Consider the following 20,382-nt stretch of genomic DNA (forward strand, 5'->3'; position numbering starts at 1 on the left):
ACTCCCCGGCTCGGTATGAGCCGGGGAGTTCTCTTGTACTACGTGTTGCTACTTAGGCGTTGCCTGCGAGCTTCTCGCGCAGCGCCGCCAGCTGGGCGTCGCTGGCCAGGGTGCCACCGGTCGACTCCTCGGAACGCGAGGAACCGCTGGTCGCCGGACGGGCAGCTGCCTCGGCGTCGGCCGCGGCGAACTTCTCCATCTGGGCGGTGTGCATCTTGTGGCGACGCTCGGCCTCGGCGTACCGGGCCTCCCACTCGTCACGCTGCTTCTCGAAGCCTTCCAGCCATTCGTTGCTGTCGGCGTCGAAGCCCTCGGGGAAGATGTAATTGCCCTGGTCGTCGTAGCTGTCGGCCATGCCGTACTTCGACGGGTCGAACTCCTCGGTGTAGTCCTCGTTGGCCTGCTTGAGGCTCAGCGAGATCCGGCGACGCTCCAGGTCGATGTCGATGACCTTGACCATCGCGTCGTCGCCGACCTGGACCACCTGGTCCGGGACCTCGACGTGGCGCTCGGACAGCTCCGAGATGTGCACCAGGCCCTCGATGCCCTCCTCGACGCGGACGAACGCGCCGAACGGCACCAGCTTGGTGACCTTGCCCGGGACGATCTGGCCGATCGCGTGGGTACGGGCGAAGTGGCGCCACGGGTCTTCCTGAGTCGCCTTGAGCGACAGCGAAACCCGCTCGCGGTCCATGTCGACGTCCAGCACCTCGACGGTGACCTCGTCGCCCACCTGAACCACCTCGGACGGGTGATCGATGTGCTTCCAGGACAGCTCCGAGACGTGCACCAGGCCGTCCACGCCGCCCAGGTCGACGAACGCGCCGAAGTTGACGATCGAGGACACGACACCCTTGCGGATGGCGCCCTTGGTGAGCTGGTTGAGGAACTCGCTGCGGACCTCGGACTGGGTCTGCTCCAGCCACGCGCGACGCGACAGGACCACGTTGTTGCGGTTCTTGTCGAGCTCGATGATCTTGGCCTCGATCTCCTTGCCGATGTACGGCTGCAGATCGCGGACGCGCCGCATCTCGACGAGCGAAGCGGGCAGGAAGCCACGCAGGCCGATGTCGAGGATCAGGCCGCCCTTGACGACCTCGATGACGGTGCCCTTGACGGCCTCGTCCTTCTCCTTGAGCTCCTCGATGGTGCCCCAGGCGCGCTCGTACTGAGCCCGCTTCTTGGAGAGGATCAGGCGGCCTTCCTTGTCCTCCTTGGTGAGAACGAGGGCTTCGACCTCATCGCCCACGGAAACGACCTCATTGGGGTCGACGTCGTGCTTGATGGAAAGTTCGCGAGAAGGAATGACACCTTCGGTCTTGTAGCCGATGTCGAGCAGGACCTCGTCACGGTCCACCTTGACGATGGTCCCTTCGACGATGTCGCCATCGTTGAAGTACTTGATGGTCTTGTCGATAGCGGCGAGAAAGTCCTCGGCCGAGCCAATGTCGTTGATGGCTACTTGCGGCGAGGTGATGGAGGGACTTGGCATGTGGTGGGATGCTCCGGACAGGTTAAATCGTAGGGACAATTGGTTGTTTTTCCGTGACGCGTCGGTGCGTTACCGCCTGACGTCTCACGCGCACCCATAGCCCATGTGGACACAGGTACTTGTTGAGGGTACTAGACCCGTAGTCGCAGGCCAAACGCGGTCTACTCCACTGCAGGGGAATGCCGTTCCGGGCCGATATCCTGCGTGACGTGTATCCCGCCCCGTCGCCCGTACCGCCGCCATACCCGTACCTGGCGCCGATGCCGCGGCGTATCCGCAAGGTCGGTGCGCCACTGGGCGTGATCATCGGGCTGGGTGTGCTGATCGGGTGCGTGCTGATCCTGACCACCCTCACCAACCCGATCGGGATGACCATCGGGTTCGTGCTGGCCAGCATCGCGACGGCGGTGGTGCTGCTGACCTACCTGTGGTTCGACCGCTGGGAACCCGAGCCGCCGCGCCTGCTGATCTTCGCGTTCATCTGGGGCGCATCGATCAGCGTCGTCATCTCGGTGATCCTGGAGACGATGTCGACGCCGCTGCTCGGCAAGGACGGTTTCGCGGCCATGGCCATCGGTGCACCGGTCATCGAGGAGGCCGCCAAGGGTGTGTTCCTCCTGCTGATGATGACCGGCCGGCGCCGCAACGAACTCAACTCGCTGACCGACTGCCTCGTCTACGCCGGTTTCGTGGCCGCGGGGTTCGCGTGGCTGGAGAACATCTTCTACATCGCGATGGGCGAGACCATCGCGCATTCGCTGCTCACCGCCGCGCTGCGGCTGATCATGGGCCCCTTCGCGCATCCGCTGTTCACCAGCATGACCGGCATCGGTGTGTACCTCGCGCTGCAGCACCGCGGCGCCGGCGCGAAGGTGTTGTACATCGGGCTCGGCTACCTCGCCGCGGTGGTCATGCACATGTTGTGGAACGGCTCGACCGTCGTCGGGGCCGGGGCCTATTTCGCGGTCTACCTGTTCTGGATGGTGCCGATCTTCACGCTGGCCATCGTCACGGGCGTGGTGGGCCGCCGCCGCGAACAGCGGGTGGTCGCCGAGAAGCTGCCCGGGCTGATCGCCTCCGGCCTGATCACCCCGAACGAGGCGACGTGGCTCGGATCGATGCGCACCCGGAAGGGCGCGATCGCCACCGCGTCCCGGATCGGCGGTGCGGCGGCGGGGAAATCGGTGAAGGAGTTCGCCGTACAGGTCGTCGAGTTGGCGTTCGTCCGGGACCGCATCGACCGCGGCCTGGCCGATCAGCGGACCTATCAACTGCACGCCGAGGAGGCGTACTGGCTGACCGCCACCCGGGCCCAGGCGCCGGTACTGCAGTGGTTGACCAACTACCGGGCACTGTGACTTAAGGATTTGCGCGGGTCAGCGATACTTCTTGCATGCTCGCGCACCTTCTCGACGTCCTCCCGGCGTTCCTGGTCGCGTCGGTGATCCTCGCCGCACTGCCCGGACCGGCGACGGCGCTGTTCCTGCACCGCTCGGTCCGCGACGGCCGCAAGGCCGGCCTGGCGGCCGTCGTCGGCAACGAGATCGGCGTCTGCGGGTGGACGCTGGCCGGCGGCGGGGGGCTGTCGATCCTGCTGACGGCCAACCACTGGCTGTCGTTGGGGCTGCACGTCGTCGGGGCCGCGATCATGATCTGGCTGGGCATCAGCGCCTGGCGCAGCGCCAAGGGTTCGGGCGCCGTCGAGGTGGCGTTGCCGCCGCGCGGGCGCACGCCCGCCGCGGCGTTCCGCGCGGCGCTGCTGTCCATCGCCGCCAACCCGAAGGCCGCGGCCTTCGGCATCGTGGTGCTCCCCCAGTTCCTGCCGGCGACAGGTCCGGTGCTGCCGACGCTGCTGGCGCTCGCCGCCCTCCAACTGGTCATCGACACCTCGTGGTGCGTCGGCGTCGTCCTGGCGGCCGATCGGGCCCGAAACGTGCTGAGCCGCACCCACATCCGGCAGCGCATCGAACGCGTCATGGGCGCGATCATGGTCGCGCTGGGCCTCGGCCTGGCTGCCGACGCCTGATCGGCGCGACGTCAGCGGCGCGAGGCGCGGGCAAAATCGCTGCACTCCGGGCATTCGGAGAGCAGCGGATGCACGCAGTGCAGCACATGTGACAGGAACCGGTCGGCGCGCCGCAGGCCCGTCAGCTCGGCGCGGATTCGCTCCTGCGACCGGGCGATGAGCGCGACCTGGGCCGACCGGTCAGCGCCTCCGAGTTCGCGAATGTCCGCCAGGGAAAGACCCGCACCCTGGCAGAGCCGGATGATCTTGGCCCGAGTCACGTGCTCGTCGGTGTATCGACGGTGACCGGTGGCGGTGCGGTGCGGGACCAGTACGCCGACGCCCTCCCAGTGCCGAAGAACGTGGGCCTCGACGCCGGCCGCTGCCGCGGCCGCTCCCACGGACATGTTCGATGCCACGGGAAACCTCCCTTGACTTCAGGTCGACCTCAAGTTCTAGCTTCGCACACATGACCAAGCCGACGTCCCAAACCCCCACCGCCGCAGTCCGTCAACTCAGCTTGATGGCCTGCTGCAGCGCAGTCGCCCACGCGCCCGTCGGGCTCTTCCGCCCACGGCGACCCGACCGCCGGTTCCTGAGCTCCCTGATCGACGCCGGGCTACCGCGCGCCCGACGCACCGTCGACATCCGCGTTCTACCGCAGGTCGCCAAGTCCGTGCCGGCTGCCGGGGTCGCCGAGGGCGTGCGCAACCCTCGCCGAGTCGACGCCGCGATAACGGCTTTCGTGGTCGAGCATCCGCAAGCCCGCTTCGTCGTCGATCCGGGCATCTGCCACGACGTGCGCCGGCGAGCCATCTCCGAACTGCCGGCGGTGCTTCGGCCCGCCGTCCTACCTCCCGCCGACGTGGTGACCACGCGGGACGCATTGGCCCGAACGATGCCGGGCGTGACCCTCGACTTTGCTCTGCCGACCCATCTGCACTGGGACCACGTGTGCGGACTGCTGGACCTGCCGACGCTGCCACTGACGCTCCATCAGACCGAATTCGATTGGGCCGCAAGCGGTCCGGTGTCGCCCGTCGGCGGCGTGCGCTCGTCTCTGATCGACCGCCCGACCACGACCTACGAGCTGGATGGACCGCCGGTGGCCACCTTCAGCCGCAGCCACGACCTGTTCGGCGACGGCTCGGTGGTGCTCGTCGACCTCGCCGGTCACACTCCGGGGAGCATCGGCATCTTGGCCACCACCGCAATGGGCCCGGTCCTACTTTCCGGTGACGCGGCATGGCATCACGTGCAGATCGAACAGCTTCGGCAGCGGCCCAGCTACCCGGGCGCACTCGTGGACGAGAACCGCGACGAAGCGTTCCGGACCCTGCACCGACTCCATGCCGTCCGGGACCAGATGCGCATCGTGCCGAGCCACGACCACGCTGCCGCGACCGCTCTGGGTGGCTAGTGCGCCGCGGCGTCCCAGCTGCGGCCGTAGCCGACCGACACCTCCAGCGGCACGTCGAGCGGGTACGCACTGCCCATCTGCTCACGCACCAAGGTCTCCAGGGCGTCCCGCTCGCCCTCGGCCACTTCGAACAGCAGCTCGTCGTGCACCTGCAGCAGGATCCGTGACTTGAGCCCGGCGTCCTTCATGGCGCTGTCGACGTTGATCATCGCGACCTTGATGATGTCGGCGGCACTGCCCTGGATGGGCGCGTTGAGCGCGGCCCGCTCGGCGGCTTCCCGGACGTTGCGGTTGCTGCTGTCGAGTTCCGGCAGGTAACGCCGACGCCCGAGAACCGTCGAGGTGTACCCGTCCTTGCGGGCCTGTTCGACGACCGAGTGCAGATACTCGCGCACCCCACCGAACCGGTCGAAGTACTGGTCCATCTGCTGTTTGGCTTCTTCGGTCGAGATCTTCAGCTGCGAAGCCAGCCCGTAGGCCGACAACCCGTACGCCAGGCCGTAGGACATGGCCTTGACCCGGCGGCGCAGCTCGGCGGTCACTTCCTCGATCGGTACGCCGAAGGCCCGCGACGCCACGAAGGTGTGCAGGTCCTCGCCGGTCTTGAACGCCTCGATGAGGCCCGCGTCGCCCGACAGGTGCGCCATGATGCGCATCTCGATCTGGCTATAGTCGGCCGTCATGAGCTCGGCGAAGCCCTTGCCCACGACGAAGGCCTCACGAATCTGCCGGCCGGCTTCGGTGCGGATCGGGATGTTCTGCAGGTTCGGCTCGGTCGACGACAACCGGCCGGTGGCCGCGATGGTCTGGTTGAAGGTGGTGTGGATGCGACCGTCCGCGGCTGTCGAATTGAGCAGTCCGTCGACGGTGACCTTGAGCCGGGTCGCATCGCGGTGCGCCAGCAGATGCTGCAGGAACGGATGCCCGGTCTTGTCGAGAAGTGATTGCAGCGCGTCGGCATCTGTGGTGTAGCCGGTCTTGGTGCGCTTGGTCTTCGGCATCTCCAGCTTGTCGAACAGCACCACCTGGAGCTGCTTGGGCGAGCCCAGGTTGATCTGCTCGCCGATCGCCGCATAGGCCGCCTCGGCGGCGTCGCGGATCTGGTCCGCGAACTGGCTCTGCAACCGGCCCAGCAGTTCGACGTCGACGGCGATGCCCGCGTTCTCCATCTCGGCCAGCGCCCGCTGCACCGGAAGCTCCATCTGGCCGAGCAGCGCCAGCGAATCCATCTTGGCGAGTTCCACGTCGAGCGCGTCGGCCAGATCGCCGACGGCCGCCGCCCGCACGATCAGGGCCTGAACCGCCGCGTCGTCGACCTCATCAGGATCGTCCAGCAGGGAGAGCTGTTGCTCCTCTTTGCTTTCCGCGCGCAGTTCCCGGCCCAGGTAACGGACCGACAGGTCGTCGAGGGCGAAACTGCGCTGCCCGGGACGGACCAGATACGCGGCCAGCGCGGTGTCGGAGGTGACGCCCGCGAGCGGCCAGCCGCGGCCCAGCAGGTCATGCCACGCCAGCTTGGCCTCGTGCAGCGCCTTCGGCGGGCCCGGGTCGGCCAGCCAGGACGCCAGCGCCGCTTCGTCCTCGGCATCCAGTCGTGCGGTGTCGATGTACACGCCTTCGCCATTGGACGACACGATGGCGACCGCGGTGGCATCGGCGTCGAACGCCTTGTGTGTGCCGTTGACCGCCATGCCGAAACGGCTGCCGTTGCTGTGCTCGGCGAGCCAGGCCGCGAGGGTGCCCGGCTCGAGCAGGCCGCCGCGGACATCGAAGCCGAGTTCGACCTCGGGCTCCACGGGCGACAGGGTGTCGAACAGGCGGTCACGCAGAACCCGGAATTCCAGGTCGTCGAACAGTTGGTGAATGCGGTCACGGTCCCAGGGCTGCACCCGCAGACCCTCCGGGGTGTGCGCCAGCGGCACGTCCTTGACCAGGTCGGTCAGCTCCCGATTGAGGATGACGTTGGAGAGGTTGGCGCGCAACGAGTCGCCGACCTTGCCCTTGACCTCGTCGACGTGGTCGACCAGGGCCTGCAGCGAGCCGTACTGGTTGATCCACTTGGCCGCGGTCTTCTCCCCGACGCCGGGGATGCCGGGCAGGTTGTCGCTCGGGTCGCCGCGCAGCGCCGCGAAATCCGGGTACTGGGTCGGGGTGAGGCCGTACTTCTCGACGACGGCGTCGGGAGTGAAGCGGTGCAGGTCGCTGACGCCCTTCTTCGGGTACAGCACCGTGACGTCGTCACTGACCAGCTGCAGCGAGTCGCGGTCGCCGGTGACGACCAGCACCCGGAAGTCCTCCGCCTGCGCCTGGGTCGCCAGCGTGGCGATCAGGTCGTCAGCCTCGAACCCTTCTTCGGCCAGCACCGCGATGCCGAGCGCGCCCAACACCTCTTTGGTGATGTCGATCTGGCCGCGGAACTCGTCGGGTGTGGCGGCACGCCCCTCCTTGTACTCCGGGTACTTCTCCTTGCGGAACGTCTTACGCGACACGTCGAAAGCGGCGGCGACGTGCGACGGCTTCTCGTCGCGCAGCAGGTTGATCAGCATGGCGGTGAAGCCGTAGACCGCATTCGTGGTCAAGCCGCCCTGCGTCTTGAAGTTCTCGGCAGGCAGCGCGTAGAACGCCCGGAACGCCAGTGAATTGCCGTCCAGCAGCATCAAAGTGGGCTTGGTGGCGGGCGGGGCGTCCGTTGCGGTGGGGCTCACGGCCCTAACTCTATTCAGGTGCACCGACAGCCAGTAACCGCCGCGCCATGTTCACCAACTCACGGGCCGCGGGGCTCATCGGCCCGCCGGCGCGCCACGCGAACACCAGACGCCCGCGCAGCGCCGGCGTCAGCTTGATGAGGTGCAGATCGACGCGTGAGCGGACCATCGATTGCGGCAGCACGGCGACGCCCAGACCCCGCGCCGCGAGGTCGGCCAGGGCGTGCGGGGTGCTGGCCTCGAATGCGACGTGCACGTCCACTCCGGCGTCGGCGCAGGCTTGGTCGAATTGATGCCGGATGCCGGTGCCGACGGGCAGTGCGATGACGGCGCGGCCCGCCAGCTCCGCCAACCCGAGCGCGCGTCGGCGGTGCCACGGATCGCCGAACGCGACCGCGGCCACGATCGGCTGGTCGGTGACGACGACGGCGGCAAGCCCGGACGGCAGCTCGGTGCCGACCGACACGATGGCGGCGTCCAACTGCCCGGTGCGTATTCCCTCGATCAACGCGTCCGAGTTGGCGGTGCCGAGCGTGATGTCGACGCGCGGGTGCGCCTCGTGGAACTGGGCCAGCAGGCTCGGCATGTCGACGTCGTGCGCGGTGACCGTGCCGATGGTCACGGAGCCGCGCACGAGGTCGGTCAATTCGGCCACCGCGGTGCGCGCGTCGGCCACCGCGGCCAGGGCCGCCCGCGCATGCGGCAGCACCGCCTGCCCCGCTGCCGTCAACCGAACCTCCCGCCGGGCGCGGTCGAACAGCGGCTCCCCCAGTTCCCGCTCCAGCCGGGCGATCTGTGCGCTGACTGCCGGCTGCGCGACGTGGATGCGTTCGGCGGCGCGGGTGAAGTTGGCTTCCTCAGCGACGGCGACGAAGTACTCGAGCTGGCGAAGTTCCATAAGCAATCATTATAGTTTCTGGAATTCATTGATATTGGACTTATGATTCCACCGCGCCGAGGCTGGACTCATGACACCAGTACTCATCGCCGGCGGCGGTATCGGCGGGCTCACCACAGCCCTGACCCTGCACGCGCGCGGAATCCGCGCAATCGTGCTCGAACGCGCAAATGCTCTGCAGCCGTTGGGAGTTGGGATCAACCTGCTGCCCCACGCGGTGCGCGAACTCACCGCACTCGGCCTCGGCGACACGTTGACGGCCATGGCCGTGGCGCCGTCCTCGATCCGCTTCTACACCCACCGCGGCGAGCTGCTGTTCACCGAACCCCGCGGACTGGCCGCGGGCGACGCCTACCCACAGCTGTCGGTGCACCGTGGGCAACTGCAGATGATGCTGCTCGATGCGGTGCGCGCACGCCTCGGCGCCGACGCGGTCCGCACCGGCAGCGGAGTCACGGGATTCCGGGAGCGCGCCGACGGCGTCGTCGTGGACACCCCCGCCGGCGAGGTCTCCGGTGCCGCACTGGTCGGCGCCGACGGCATCAATTCAGTGGTGCGCGCGGCGCTGCATCGCGGCCATGACCCGTTGCTTTGCTCCGGCATCACGATGTATCGCGGAGCCAGTGACATCACGCCGTTCCTCGACGGTCACACCATGGCAATCATCAAGGCCGACAACGGAGTTGACCTCATCTCGTATCCCATCGGAGGCGGTCAGGTGAACTGGGTGCTCCAGGTCCCGACCGGGCAGCCCGGTCCGCTGGAGGGCGACGCCGAGTGGAACGCGCCCGCGACCGCCGACGATGTCCTGCCGCACGTGGCCGACTGGAATCTCGACTGGCTCGACCTGGATGCACTGGTCCGCCACAGCCCGGCGCTGTTCAGCTATCCCATGGTCGACAAGGACCCTCTGCCCCACTGGGGCGACGGCCTGGTGACACTGCTCGGTGACGCCGCCCACCCGATGTACCCCGTGGGGGCCAACGGCGCATCGCAGTCGATCGTGGATGCCCGGGTGCTCGCCGACGAACTGGCGACGCACGGCTTCGCCGGATTACGCAGCTACGAGCAGGCCCGGCGCGCCGAGACCGCAGACGTCATCGCCGCCAACCGCGAGATGCATGTCGCGGGGGCGGCGCGGACACCGGCGGAGTTGGCTCGGGTCACCACGGAGTACCGGACCGAGACCGCGAAAAGCACCCGGTCATGACGTGCCGGCCGGTCGAACCGGATCGAGGCGACGCAGCTGTTCGCGGATCGTCTCCGCCCGGTCCGTGATCGCCGCGATGTGCCCGTCCGGCCGGACCAGCACGTATGAACCGGCCGGCACGTCATAGTCGGCGCCGGGCGTCAGGCGCAGCCGCGGGACGCCGAAATCAACAGCAGCTCCGCCGAATTCGAGCACCGTCCAGTGCGGCCCGCGGAAGACGTCGAACAGCCGGCGACCGTCCGGCAGCAGACCGTCGGGTGCGCGGTCACCAGCCTGCAGTGCGCCCACGCCGTGCGACTCCCCCGCAAGGGGTCCACCCCGGTAATTGATATCCAGCTGATGGATGGCGGACGGGGCCGCCCCGGCCGCGGCAAAGCCTTGATGGTGCAGCGCACCACTGAGCTGAAGTACGTTGGCCGCGACCGGCATCCGTTCGGCAGCGTAGCTGTCGAGCAGGTCGTCGGGCGCTCCCGCGAGCACGGCGGCCAGTTTCCAGCCGAGGTTGTACCCGTCCTGCACGCCGGTGTTGACGCCCTGTCCCCCGGCCGGCGAATGGACGTGGGCGGCATCGCCGGCCAGCAGCACCCGACCCATCCGAAACTGTTGCGCCATCAGCAGATTCACGCTGTACTCCGAAATCCAGCGCAGATCCGACAGCACCACATCAGTCCGGCCCGAGCGCCGTTCGAGCAGTTCCTGCATCGCGGCAAGCGTCAGTACGGGCGGGTCCTCACCCGGCGCCATGGTCACCACCAGCTGGAAGTGCTCGGTGCCGGGCAGGTTCCACAGCGAGAACCGCTTGGACCGGTCGCCGTCACGGGTCAGCAGGTGGCAGCAGCGACCGTCGAGTCCAGTGGCCCGCACGTCGCCGACGACGATGCGTTCCTCGGTCAGCGCGCCACCGAGAAACTCGACGCCGGACACCTTGCGCACGGTGCTACGACCCCCGTCGGCACCGACGAGGAAGTCGGCGCGAATCTGCCCCCGATCGGTCTGCACCGTGACACCGTCGTGGTCCTGAATGAAACTCGTTACCGCGGTGTCGAATTCGATGACGCCCCCGAGTTCGACGAACCGTGCCGCGAGGATCTGGTCGGTGCGCCATTGCGGGATCAGCCAGGTGAAGGGATACGGCACCGCTGGAGTGGCCGTGAGTTCGGGCAGGCCCAAGAGCTCGTAGATCGGCTTTGTCCAGACCACCTCTGCGGCGCGGTACAGCCGCATGGGTGGAAACGCCTCGCCGGCTGCCAGCACCGCACCGATGACGCCCAGGTCGTCGAACACTTCGAGGGTGCGCGGTTGCAGTCCCTTCCCACGCGATCCGGGGAACAACGTCTGCGCCCGGTCCAGCACTCGACAGGGCACGCCGCGGCGCGCCAGCTCGATCGCGAGCGTCAGTCCAGTGGGACCTGCGCCGGCGATCACAACGGTCACCGGCCACCGCCCAACAGGGGCATCAGTACGTCGTCGATGAGCCGCGCACTGAACGCCGCGTCGACGGGCAGGTCCAGGTGGACCTGCCGCAGGATCACCGCCTCGGCCACGTCGTGGATCAGCTCGACATCGGCATCCGCGGCGACGTCGCCCCGCGCGATGGCGCGATGGAGCGCGTCATGGAACGGCGAGAGCTCCTCTTTGTCCAGATGCTGACGGATGGCCTCGGCGAGTTGTTCGTCGTGGCGCATGAGCGTCGCGAGTTCCGCCGTGACCCGCGTCAACGGGTCGGCGACGTTCGCCGCGACCACGTCCATCACGGCGAACAGGTCGCTGCGCAACGCCCCGGTATCGGGCATCGACGCGTTCCGGGCGGCGTCCGCGGCATCGAGCGTGGCGCGGACGAGCTGAGCCTTGTTCGGCCAGCGGCGATAGATGGTCGCCTTGCTGGCGCCCGCCCGCACAGCCACGGCATCGATGGTCAACGCCGCGTAGCCCCGCTCGACCAGCAATTCAGCTGCAGCAGTCAGCACCGCCTGTTCTCGGCGCATTCCTCGAACCATGACCGAAGTGTACGAAACCGTTTCGTACACTTCAACGGGTTTTCCCGGCTGCCGGGAAGAAACTGCAACACGTTTCAGTTTCTCGCCTGTCGGCAGCTACGCTGAGCTGGTGCCAGGAGTGACGGACGCCGGGAGTCAGCCGGCAATCGAAGGTTGGTGGGACACCGACGAAAACGGTGCACCACACCTGATCGGGGCCAAGTGCCCACAGTGCGGGACATACGTTTTCCCGCCCCGCGCCAACAACTGCCCCAGCCCGGCTTGCGACAGTGACGTGCTTGAGCCCGTCGCATTGTCGCGCCGCGGCACGGTGTGGAGCTACACCGAGAACCGCTATCCCCCGCCGGCGCCGTACCCGGCGGCCGATCCGTTCGAGCCGTTCGCCATCGCCGCCGTCCAGCTGGAGGCCGAGGGCCTCATCGTGCTGGGCAAGGTCGTCGAGGACACGCTCGCCGCGGACCTCAAGGTCGGTATGGAGATGGAACTGACCACCATGCCGCTGTACACCGACGATGACGGTGTCGAGCGCACCACCTACGCCTGGGAGATTGCGCGATGAGCACTCCGGAACCTCTCTACATCCTGGGTGCGGGTATGCACCCGTGGGGCAAATGGGGTCGTGACTTCACCGAATACGGCGTCGTCGCCGCGCGCGCCGCGCTGGCCGAGGCCGGACTGGACTGGCGGCAGATTCAGCTGGTCGCCGGTGCCGACACCATCCGCAACGGCTATCCCGGCTTCATCGCCGGCTCGACGTTCGCCCAGAAGCTGGGCTGGAACGGCGTGCCGGTGTCGTCGTCATACGCGGCCTGCGCATCGGGTTCGCAGGCGCTGCAGAGCGCCCGCGCCCACATCCTGGCCGGCTTCTGCGACGTCGCACTGGTCATCGGCGCCGACACCACACCGAAGGGTGCCTTCGCTCCCGTCGGCGGCGAGCGCAAGAACGACCCCGACTGGCAGCGCTTCCACCTGCTCGGCGCGATGAACCCCGTGTACTTCGCGCTGCTGGCCCGTCGCCGCATGGACCTCTACGGCGCCACCTCTGAGGACTTCGCCCAGATCAAGGTGAAGAACTCCAAGCACGGCCTGAACAACCCGAATGCCCGGTATCACAAGGAAGCCTCGGTCGAGGACGTGCTGGCCAGCCCCGTCGTGTCCGACCCGCTGCGGCAGCTGGACATCTGCGCCACCTCGGACGGCGCCGCCGCGCTGATCGTGGCCAGCGCGGACTTCGCACGCAAGCACCTCGGCTCACTGGAGGGTGTGCCGTCGGTCCGCGCGATCAGCACCGTCACGCCGCAATACCCGCAACACCTGCCCGAATTGCCGGACATCGCAACCGATTCCACCGCGGCCATCGCCGGACCGGACCGGGTGTTCAAGGATCAGATCCTCGATGCCGCGTACGCCGAGGCCGGCATCGGCCCCGACGACGTCAGCCTGGCCGAGGTCTACGACCTGTCGACCGCGCTCGAGCTGGACTGGTACGAACACCTGGGCCTGTGCGCCAAGGGTGAAGGCGAGCAGCTGCTGCGCTCCGGCGCCACCACCATCGGTGGCCGGGTCCCGGTCAACGCGTCGGGCGGTCTCGCCTGCTTCGGTGAAGCCATCCCGGCCCAGGCCATCGCGCAGGTGTGTGAGCTCACCTGGCAGCTCAAGGGTCAGGCCACCGGCCGCCAGGTCGAAGGCGCCCGGGTGGGCGTGACCGCGAACCAGGGCCTGTTCGGTCACGGGTCGTCGGTGATCGTCGCGCGCTAGTTTCCGAGCCGCTGAACGTGAAGAAAATCCCGGGGAATTTCCGATTCCCCGGGATTTTCTGCACGCTGGGCCGGTGATGATTTCGGTCCGGGTCAAGCCGGGCAGTCGCAGGGGGCCGCTGGTCGAGACCGACGACGACGGCACGCTGGTCGTGTACGTCCGCGAACAGGCGGTCGACGGCAAGGCCAACACCGCCGTGATCCGCGTGCTGGCCGAGCATTTCGAGGTGCCGAAGTCACGGGTCGAGTTGGTGTCCGGCGCGGCGGCGCGGATCAAGCGGTTCCGGATCGACGAATAGCGCGGATACTGCAGTCATGCCACGCATCACCGCCGTCCTCGGCGACATCACGCAACAGGACGTCGACGCGATCGTCAACGCCGCCAACAACGCGATGCGTGGCGGCGGCGGTGTCGACGGCGCCATCCACCGGGCGGGCGGACCGGCAGTTCTCCAGGACTGCATCGAGCGCTTCCCGCACGGCCTGGCGACCGGCGATGCCGGCTGGACGACCGCCGGGGAGCTGCCGGCCCGCTGGGTGATCCACACCGTCGGACCGAATTACCGGGCGGGCCAACGCGATCCGGAGCTGCTGCAGTCCTGCTACCGACGTTCCCTCGAAGTCGCGGCCGAGCTCGGTGCGCGAAGCGTGGCCTTCCCGTTGATCAGCGCGGGTATCTACGGGTGGCCGTTGCACGATGCGATCATGATTGCCGCCGAAACGATTTCATCGGCCTCCATAGAAGTCGACGACATCCGCTTGGTGGCCTTCGACGACGACATCCACAACCGGATCGACGCTCAGTTGCGCCGGACATGAGCTGACGTCCGAAATTTCACAGGTTCTTCGAACACAAGCTCATATTCGCCGGAAGACGGCTCAGGCGACACCGAGGTACGCGGCTCGGATGCTGTCGTCCTTCAGCAGATCAGGCGCATTGCCACTGCGGGTGACGGCGCCGGTCTCCAGGATGTAAGCCCGATCCGAACGACTCAGTGCCTGCTGCGCGTTCTGCTCCACCAGCAGCACCGTGGTGCCCTGAGTGTTGATCTCGGAGATGATCCGGAAGATCTGCGAGATGACCATGGGTGCCAGACCCATCGACGGCTCGTCCAGCAGCAGCACTTTGGGCCGCGCCATCAGCGCGCGGCCGATCGCCAGCATCTGCTGCTCGCCACCGGACAGGGTGCCACCGACCTGGCTGCGGCGTTCGGCCAGCCGTGGGAAGGTCGTCAGCACCCAGTCGAGACGCTCGTCGTGGTCGTGCTTGGACTCGAATTTTCTTCCGTAGCAGCCCATTTCCAGGTTCTCGAGCACCGACATCCCAGGGAAGACGCCGCGGCCTTCGGGGGCCTGGATGAGCCCCCGAGTCACCCGTTGGTGCGGCTTGACCTTGGAGACGTCCTGACCGTCGAACCACACCGACCCCGACGTCAGGTGCCGCAACCCCGAGATGGCCCGCATCATGGTGGTCTTTCCCGCGCCGTTCGAGCCGAGCAGGGTGACCAGTTCACCTTCCCGCACGACGAGCGAAACACCGTGCAGCGCTTCAATCCTGCCGTAGTGGACGACGACGTCGCGGACCTCCAGCAGCACCGGCCGCGGGTCGAGATCGGCGGATTCAGAGCTGGTCATCGGGCACCCCCAGGTAAGCGGCGATGACCTTCGGGTCCTCGCGAATCTCGGCCGGCAGGCCCTCGGCGATCTTGCGCCCGAACTCCAGCACCACGATCCGGTCGGTGACGCCCATGACCAACCGCATGTCGTGTTCGATCAGCAGCACGGTGTAGCCGTCGTCCCGGATGGCCTGGATCAGTTCGATGAGCGCGGACTTCTCGCTCGGGTTGAAGCCGGCCGCGGGCTCGTCCAGGCACAGCAGTTTCGGTTCGGTGGCCAGGGCCCGGGCGATCTCCAGACGGCGCTGGTCACCGTAGGACAGGTTCCGCGCCTTCTCCTCGCCGCGGTGTGCGATCCCGACGAATTGCAGTAGCGCAGCGGCACGTTCGATGGCGTCGCGTTCCTCGCGGCGGTGCCGCGTGGTGCGCAGCAGCGCGCCGGGGACCGACGTCTTGTGCCGGGCATCAGTGCCGACGACGACGTTCTCCAGCGCCGTCATCTCGCCCCACAGCCGGATGTTCTGGAAGGTGCGTGCGATGCCGCGCCGGGTGATCTCGTGGCGCTTGATCTTGCCGAGCGGGGCGCCGTCGAACGTCACCGAGCCGGATGACGGCCGGTACACGCCGGTGATCGCGTTGAAGCACGTGGTCTTGCCGGCGCCGTTGGGCCCGATGAGACCGAGAATCTCGCCGCGCCGGATGTCGAACGTCACCGAGTCGAGCGCGGTGAGCCCACCGAACTTGACGGTGAGATCGGTTGTCGCCAAGAGCTTCTCACCCTCGGCGACCTGCACGTCACGGTGCAGGGCGGCGAGCTCCTCGTCGGGCGCCGGCTCGACCGTGTCGCTCATGCCGCCGCCTTCGATTCGTCGGCATTGCGCAGCAGCCGGCGCGCCGACTTCCCGTACGCCAGCAACTGCTGGCGTACCGGGAACAGGCCCTGCGGCCGGAAGATCATCAGCACCACCAGAGCAAGGCCGAAGAACAGGTACTTGAGGTCACCGAGGTTGATGCCGAGCACATGCACCCCGAGCAGCCGGTTCGGCAGGTAGACGATGATGAACGCACCGAGGATCACGCCGAGCTTGTTGCCCTGCCCACCGAGGACCACCGCGCAGAGGAACAGCATCGAGTTGATGATGTTGAAGGTGGGCGGCGCGACGTACTGAACCTGGCCGGCATAGAGCGCGCCGGACAGGCCGCCGATGCCCGCGCCGATGACGAATGCCCACAGCTTGAACTTGAAAGTGTTGACGCCCATGACTTCCGCGGCGTCCTCGTCCTCGCGGATGGCGACCCACGCGCGCCCGACGCGGCTGCGTTCCAGGTTGCCGACGAGCAGCAGGATGCCGACCATGAGCGCCAGGCCGAGCCAGAACCACCAGGTGCCGTAGTTGGCCTGACCGGCCGAGTTACCGCTGGAGAACACGCCGTTGGGCAGGGCCGCGTTTTCCCCCACGCGCGGATAGGCGATCTGATTGAGGCCGCGGGCACCGTTGGTGAGGTCGGAGAGGTTGTCGGCCAGGAGCCGGATGATCTCGCCGAATCCCAGCGTGACGATGGCGAGGTAGTCGCCGCGCAGGCGCAGCGTCGGGATACCCAGCACCAGGCCCGCCATGGCGGTGACCGCCATGGCAAGTGGCACGCACGCCAGCCAGGCCCAGTCCTTGTCGAGGAATCCGTTGACCCCGACCTGGTTCCAGGGGCTGTCGGGACTGGTTAGCAGCGCGACGGTGTAGGCGCCGACGGCGTAGAACCCGACATAACCGAGATCGAGCAATCCAGCTTGGCCCACAACGACATTGAGGCCGATCGCGATGATCGCCACCATGGCGAACTGCGCCATGGTGCCACCGAAGCTGATGCCGGGCGTGTTGAGGAACGACGGGGTGTGCAGCGGCAGGTACGCCACCAGAATGAACACGAAGACGCCGAAGCACCATTTCGCCGGCCTCGACTGTTGATCCCACCATTGCCGGATCTGGTCACCGGGTGCCAGCAGGTACCTGGCACGGCCATCGTTTCGATGCTGAGCGCTCATGCTCGTGCCTTCCCGAGACTTTCACCGAGTATCCCGGTAGGACGGATCAGCAGCACCAGCACGAGGAGGACGAATGCCACCACGTCGCGCCATTGGGTGCCGAAGAACGCCTGGCCGTAGTTCTCCATGATGCCGAGGATCAGCCCACCGAGCAGCGCGCCCCGCAGGTTGCCGATGCCGCCGAGCACCGCGGCCGAGAATGCCTTGATGCCCAACAGGAATCCGCCCGAGTAGATGATGCCCTGCGGCACCTTCAGGGTGTAGAGCAGCGCGGCGGCGCCCGCCAGCAGGCCGCCGATGAGGAACGTCGTCATGATGATGCGCTCCCGGGACACGCCCATGAGGGTGGCGGTCGTCGGGTCCTGCGCGACGGCACGGATGCCACGGCCGAACTTGGTGCGGCCCAGCGCGATATCGGTCAGCAGTGCCAGCACGATCGCGGCCACCACGATGACGATGGTGACGTTCGAGATGTTCGCACTGAACAGCGTGAACTGCGTCTTGGGCTGCACCAGGATGATGGGCTGTTGGGCGTTACTGCCACCAAATCCTTTGAGAATCTTCGGCAGTACGAAGTGCACGAACTCCTGCAGGACAAACGACATGCCGATCGCGGTGATGAGGAACGTCAGCCCGCGCGCGTTGCGGCGGCGCAACGGCCGGTACGCCACGACCTCCAGTCCGACGGCGGCGGCGCCCGACACGAGCATCGCGACGAGAGCCGCCACGCCCAGATAGACGACCGTCAACCCGATGCCGAGGTTGTAGGCATTACCGCTCGGCTTGAAACCGAGGATGATCTCCAGCGCGAAGTACGCGCCGAACATCCCGAGCATGAAGATCTCGGAGTGCGCGAAGTTGATCAGTCGCAGCACACCGAACACCAGCGTGTAGCCGACCGCGACGAGGGCATAGATGGCGCCCCACGACAGCCCGTCAATCGTCAACTGCCAGAACCCGTTCACCAGGTTGTCGACGTTGAAATTGATGTTGGCCGCGGTGCACACGTATTGGCCGACGCAGTCGGATGTCATCGGGTGGCGGCTCCTCGGTTATCGCGGTGGTGACAGTCCAGGAACGACGACGCGCCCGGCACTGGGTCCGGACGCGTCGTCGCCTGCAGGTTCCTACTGGACCTTGTAGATCCAGATCAGGTTGGTGGTCAGCTCACCCTTGTTGTTCCACTGGTACTTGCGCGCCACGCCCTGACCTTCGTACTTGGTCACGAAGTCCAGTAGTGCGGGCCGGGTGACGGCGCCGGAGTCGATGCCCTTGACCAGGATGGTGCCCAGGTCGTAGCCCTCGGTGCTGTAGGTGCCGGGCTCCTGGCCGAACTTCTTGGTGTACTCCTCGGCGAACTGCTTGCTCGCCGGGCCGCACGGGCAGGACAGGATGGCGCCCTTGGTGGCCTCGCCGCCCTGCTTGACGAACTCGGGGTCCTTCGTGCCGTCGGCGCTGGCGAACGTCGCGGTCACGCCGCCGTCCTTGAGCTGCTGCGCGAACGTCGCGGCCTCGGCGTAATACCCGCTGTAGAAGATCGCGTCCGGCGCCGCGCCCTTGATCTGTGTGACCGCGGCCGAGAAGTCCTTGTCGCCCTTCTTGACCGAGATGTTGCACGCCGAATCCGCGACCGGTCCGAGCGTGGTACGCACAGCGGTGGCCAGGCCCAGGCCGTAGTCGGTGCTGTCGTCGACGACGCAGACCTTCTTGTACTTGAGCGTGTTCTTCAGGTAGTTCGCGACCGACGGGCCCTGCACACCGTCGTTGGCGAGGCCGCGGAAGAAGGTCTTCCAGCCGTTCTCGCTCAGCGTCACGTTGGTGGCCGAGGCGGTGGCCGCGACCAGGCCGGCCTGGTCGAAGACCGTGCCGGTGGCCTTGGTCTCGCCGGAGAAGGCGGGGCCGACCAGGCCGATGGTGAACTTGTCGTCGACGATCTGCGGCGCGATGCCCGTCGCCTTCTGGGGGTCGCCCTCGGTGTCGAACGTCTTGAGCGTCACCTGGCAGCCGGGGTTCGCCGCGTTGTGCTTGTCGATGGCGAGTTGCACGCCGTCCTTGATGTTGATGCCCAGAGCGGCATCGGGGCCGTTCAGCGCACCGGCCATCGCGATGGAGACCGGCGGGCACGTGGCCTTGCCGTCACCGGCGGGATCCGCCGGGGTCGCGCCGCCGGCGGCCTTGATCTCCGCGCCGTTCTCGTCGATCTGCACCTGTTCGACGATCTTGAGATTCGAGCCGGCCGCGCCGCTCTGCTTCGGATCAGACTGGCTGCAGCCAGCCACACCGAACACGATCAGACCGGCACTGCCGACTGCAAGAGCATTCCGAGCTACGCGACTGCGCACGCTTCACCTCCGGGTCATGGTTACGTGGCACCGGATGTCGACCTGACTCTTCGCAGGTGGGCCCGACGTCCGCTACTTCGCGTAGACAGTAACCAACACGGCGCGGCGATACTCGCTGTTGAGCGATGCTCGCCAACGTTGTCTCCGGCGGACCTGTGTAAATGCTGCGGCCCGAAACACAGAGTTAACGGGAGGCGCCTTGGCGACTCAGTCGGCTGACGGCTCTGTCGCTTCCGCGGCCGGCGGATCCAGCGTCTCGACGACGACCTCGGCCACCCGTTTCATCGTGGTGCGGCGGTCCATCGCGGCCCGCTGAATCCACTTGAACGCCTCGGGTTCGCTCATGCCCTGCTTGGTCTGCAGGATGCCTTTGGCCCGCTCGACGAGCTTGCGGGTCTCGAGCCGGTCGGACAGCGACAGGACTTCGTTCTCCAGAGCCGTCAGCTCACCGAAGCGGCTGACCGCGACCTCGATGGCCGGCACCAGGTCGGTGATGGAGAACGGCTTGACCAGGTAGGCCATGGCACCCGCATCACGGGCCCGTTCAACCAGCTCACGCTGCGAAAACGCGGTCAGGATAACGATGGGTGCGATGCGCTTGGCGGCGATCTCCGACGCCGCGTCGATGCCGTCGCGGCGCGGCATCTTCACGTCCATGATCACCAGATCCGGCTTCAGCTGCTCGGCGAGCTCGACGGCCTCTTGGCCGTCGCCGGCCTCGCCGACGATCTCGTAGCCCTCCTCGCGGAGCATCTCCGCCAGGTCCAGCCGGATGAGCGCCTCATCCTCGGCCACGAGAACACGGCGCGGTGTGACGTCATCAGTTGTTGGCCCGGTCATCCCCATATTGTCGCGTGAGGTGGCCGATGAGGCGACCTCGGGGCGCGGCGTGGCCGCCA

Annotated in this window: 20 protein-coding genes; 8 read left to right on the plus strand and 12 right to left on the minus strand. The window is 67.2% G+C overall.

The features are described from left to right. Positions 1-52: 52 nt before the first annotated feature. Positions 53-1,492, minus strand: coding sequence for a 30S ribosomal protein S1 (rpsA, locus tag ACWW1C_RS16350; protein WP_455979360.1), 1,440 nt, complete (start codon positions 1,490-1,492; stop codon positions 53-55). A 260-nt stretch (positions 1,493-1,752) separates the two neighbouring features. Between rpsA and ACWW1C_RS16355 the strand changes: the two genes are divergently transcribed. Together ACWW1C_RS16355 and ACWW1C_RS16360 are read left to right on the plus strand one after the other, a co-directional pair. Beyond that, a complete protein-coding gene (locus ACWW1C_RS16355; protein WP_455984312.1) occupies positions 1,753-2,850 on the plus strand; it encodes a PrsW family intramembrane metalloprotease in 1,098 nt (365 codons plus the stop codon). A gap of 35 nt (positions 2,851-2,885) precedes the next feature. Next, entirely contained in the window at positions 2,886-3,518 is a 633-nt protein-coding gene (locus tag ACWW1C_RS16360; RefSeq protein WP_455979361.1) for a LysE family translocator, read from the plus strand. A gap of 11 nt (positions 3,519-3,529) precedes the next feature. Here the strand turns inward: ACWW1C_RS16360 and ACWW1C_RS16365 are convergent, their stop codons facing one another. Continuing rightward, positions 3,530-3,916: a MerR family transcriptional regulator gene (locus tag ACWW1C_RS16365; RefSeq protein ID WP_455979362.1), complete on the minus strand. Its 387-nt coding sequence runs from the start codon at positions 3,914-3,916 to the stop codon at positions 3,530-3,532. 50 nt (positions 3,917-3,966) lie between these two features. Here ACWW1C_RS16365 and ACWW1C_RS16370 point away from each other — a divergent pair, with 50 nt between their 5' ends. Continuing rightward, the gene (locus ACWW1C_RS16370) at positions 3,967-4,917 is read left to right on the plus strand and encodes an MBL fold metallo-hydrolase (RefSeq protein ID WP_455979363.1); all 951 of its coding nucleotides are present in this window, start codon (positions 3,967-3,969) and stop codon (positions 4,915-4,917) included. Here the strand turns inward: ACWW1C_RS16370 and polA are convergent. Both polA and ACWW1C_RS16380 read right to left on the minus strand, forming a co-directional pair. Continuing rightward, positions 4,914-7,574, minus strand: a complete 2,661-nt coding sequence (gene polA, locus ACWW1C_RS16375; protein WP_455984313.1) for a DNA polymerase I — start codon at positions 7,572-7,574, stop codon at positions 4,914-4,916. The two genes, ACWW1C_RS16370 and polA, sit on opposite strands and share 4 nt — an antisense overlap. 58 nt (positions 7,575-7,632) lie before the next feature. After that, positions 7,633-8,520: a LysR substrate-binding domain-containing protein gene (locus ACWW1C_RS16380; protein WP_455979364.1), complete on the minus strand. Its 888-nt coding sequence runs from the start codon at positions 8,518-8,520 to the stop codon at positions 7,633-7,635. Between the two features lie 70 nt (positions 8,521-8,590). On the opposite strand from ACWW1C_RS16380, the gene ACWW1C_RS16385 reads away from it, so the two are divergent. Continuing rightward, entirely contained in the window at positions 8,591-9,730 is a 1,140-nt protein-coding gene (locus ACWW1C_RS16385) for an FAD-dependent monooxygenase (protein WP_455979365.1), read from the plus strand. Here the strand turns inward: ACWW1C_RS16385 and ACWW1C_RS16390 are convergent. Then, the gene (locus ACWW1C_RS16390) at positions 9,725-11,164 is read right to left on the minus strand and encodes an FAD-dependent monooxygenase (protein WP_455979366.1); all 1,440 of its coding nucleotides are present in this window, start codon (positions 11,162-11,164) and stop codon (positions 9,725-9,727) included. The two genes, ACWW1C_RS16385 and ACWW1C_RS16390, sit on opposite strands and share 6 nt — an antisense overlap. Beyond that, complete coding sequence (locus tag ACWW1C_RS16395; RefSeq protein WP_455979367.1) at positions 11,161-11,727, minus strand: TetR/AcrR family transcriptional regulator; 567 nt, start codon at positions 11,725-11,727, stop codon at positions 11,161-11,163. The genes ACWW1C_RS16390 and ACWW1C_RS16395 overlap by 4 nt, the downstream gene beginning before the upstream one ends. A 118-nt stretch (positions 11,728-11,845) precedes the next feature. Between ACWW1C_RS16395 and ACWW1C_RS16400 the strand changes: the two genes are divergently transcribed. The 4 genes from ACWW1C_RS16400 (at position 11,846) to ACWW1C_RS16415 (ending at position 14,303) form a co-directional block, all read left to right on the plus strand. Then, positions 11,846-12,286 carry a Zn-ribbon domain-containing OB-fold protein gene (locus ACWW1C_RS16400; protein ID WP_455984314.1) on the plus strand — a complete coding sequence of 147 codons (441 nt, stop codon included), beginning with the start codon at positions 11,846-11,848 and terminating at the stop codon, positions 12,284-12,286. Next, complete coding sequence (locus ACWW1C_RS16405; protein ID WP_455979368.1) at positions 12,283-13,485, plus strand: lipid-transfer protein; 1,203 nt, start codon at positions 12,283-12,285, stop codon at positions 13,483-13,485. Before ACWW1C_RS16400 ends, ACWW1C_RS16405 begins: the two co-directional genes overlap by 4 nt. A 76-nt stretch (positions 13,486-13,561) precedes the next feature. Further along, the gene (locus ACWW1C_RS16410) at positions 13,562-13,783 is read left to right on the plus strand and encodes a DUF167 domain-containing protein (RefSeq protein WP_455984315.1); all 222 of its coding nucleotides are present in this window, start codon (positions 13,562-13,564) and stop codon (positions 13,781-13,783) included. Between the two features lie 16 nt (positions 13,784-13,799). Continuing rightward, positions 13,800-14,303: an O-acetyl-ADP-ribose deacetylase gene (locus ACWW1C_RS16415; RefSeq protein ID WP_455979369.1), complete on the plus strand. Its 504-nt coding sequence runs from the start codon at positions 13,800-13,802 to the stop codon at positions 14,301-14,303. Positions 14,304-14,363: 60 nt separating this feature from the next. Here the strand turns inward: ACWW1C_RS16415 and ACWW1C_RS16420 are convergent, their stop codons facing one another. The 6 genes from ACWW1C_RS16420 to ACWW1C_RS16445 form a co-directional block, all read right to left on the minus strand. After that, positions 14,364-15,119, minus strand: a complete 756-nt coding sequence (locus ACWW1C_RS16420) for an ABC transporter ATP-binding protein (RefSeq protein WP_455979370.1) — start codon at positions 15,117-15,119, stop codon at positions 14,364-14,366. Further along, a complete protein-coding gene (locus tag ACWW1C_RS16425) occupies positions 15,106-15,951 on the minus strand; it encodes an ABC transporter ATP-binding protein (RefSeq protein WP_455979371.1) in 846 nt (281 codons plus the stop codon). Before ACWW1C_RS16425 ends, ACWW1C_RS16420 begins: the two co-directional genes overlap by 14 nt. Beyond that, positions 15,948-17,141, minus strand: a complete 1,194-nt coding sequence (locus ACWW1C_RS16430; protein WP_455979372.1) for a branched-chain amino acid ABC transporter permease — start codon at positions 17,139-17,141, stop codon at positions 15,948-15,950. Before ACWW1C_RS16430 ends, ACWW1C_RS16425 begins: the two co-directional genes overlap by 4 nt. Continuing rightward, on the minus strand, positions 17,138-18,175 hold the full coding sequence (locus ACWW1C_RS16435; RefSeq protein ID WP_455979373.1) for a branched-chain amino acid ABC transporter permease: 1,038 nt from the start codon (positions 18,173-18,175) through the stop codon (positions 17,138-17,140). Before ACWW1C_RS16435 ends, ACWW1C_RS16430 begins: the two co-directional genes overlap by 4 nt. A gap of 93 nt (positions 18,176-18,268) precedes the next feature. Beyond that, a complete protein-coding gene (locus tag ACWW1C_RS16440) occupies positions 18,269-19,483 on the minus strand; it encodes a branched-chain amino acid ABC transporter substrate-binding protein (protein WP_455979374.1) in 1,215 nt (404 codons plus the stop codon). 207 nt (positions 19,484-19,690) lie between these two features. After that, positions 19,691-20,323 (minus strand): ANTAR domain-containing response regulator, encoded by a 633-nt coding sequence (locus ACWW1C_RS16445; RefSeq protein ID WP_455979375.1) that lies wholly within the window; start codon positions 20,321-20,323, stop codon positions 19,691-19,693. Between the last annotated feature and the right edge of the window lie 59 nt (positions 20,324-20,382).

It is taken from the genome of Mycobacterium sp. HM-7 (genome assembly GCF_053852335.1).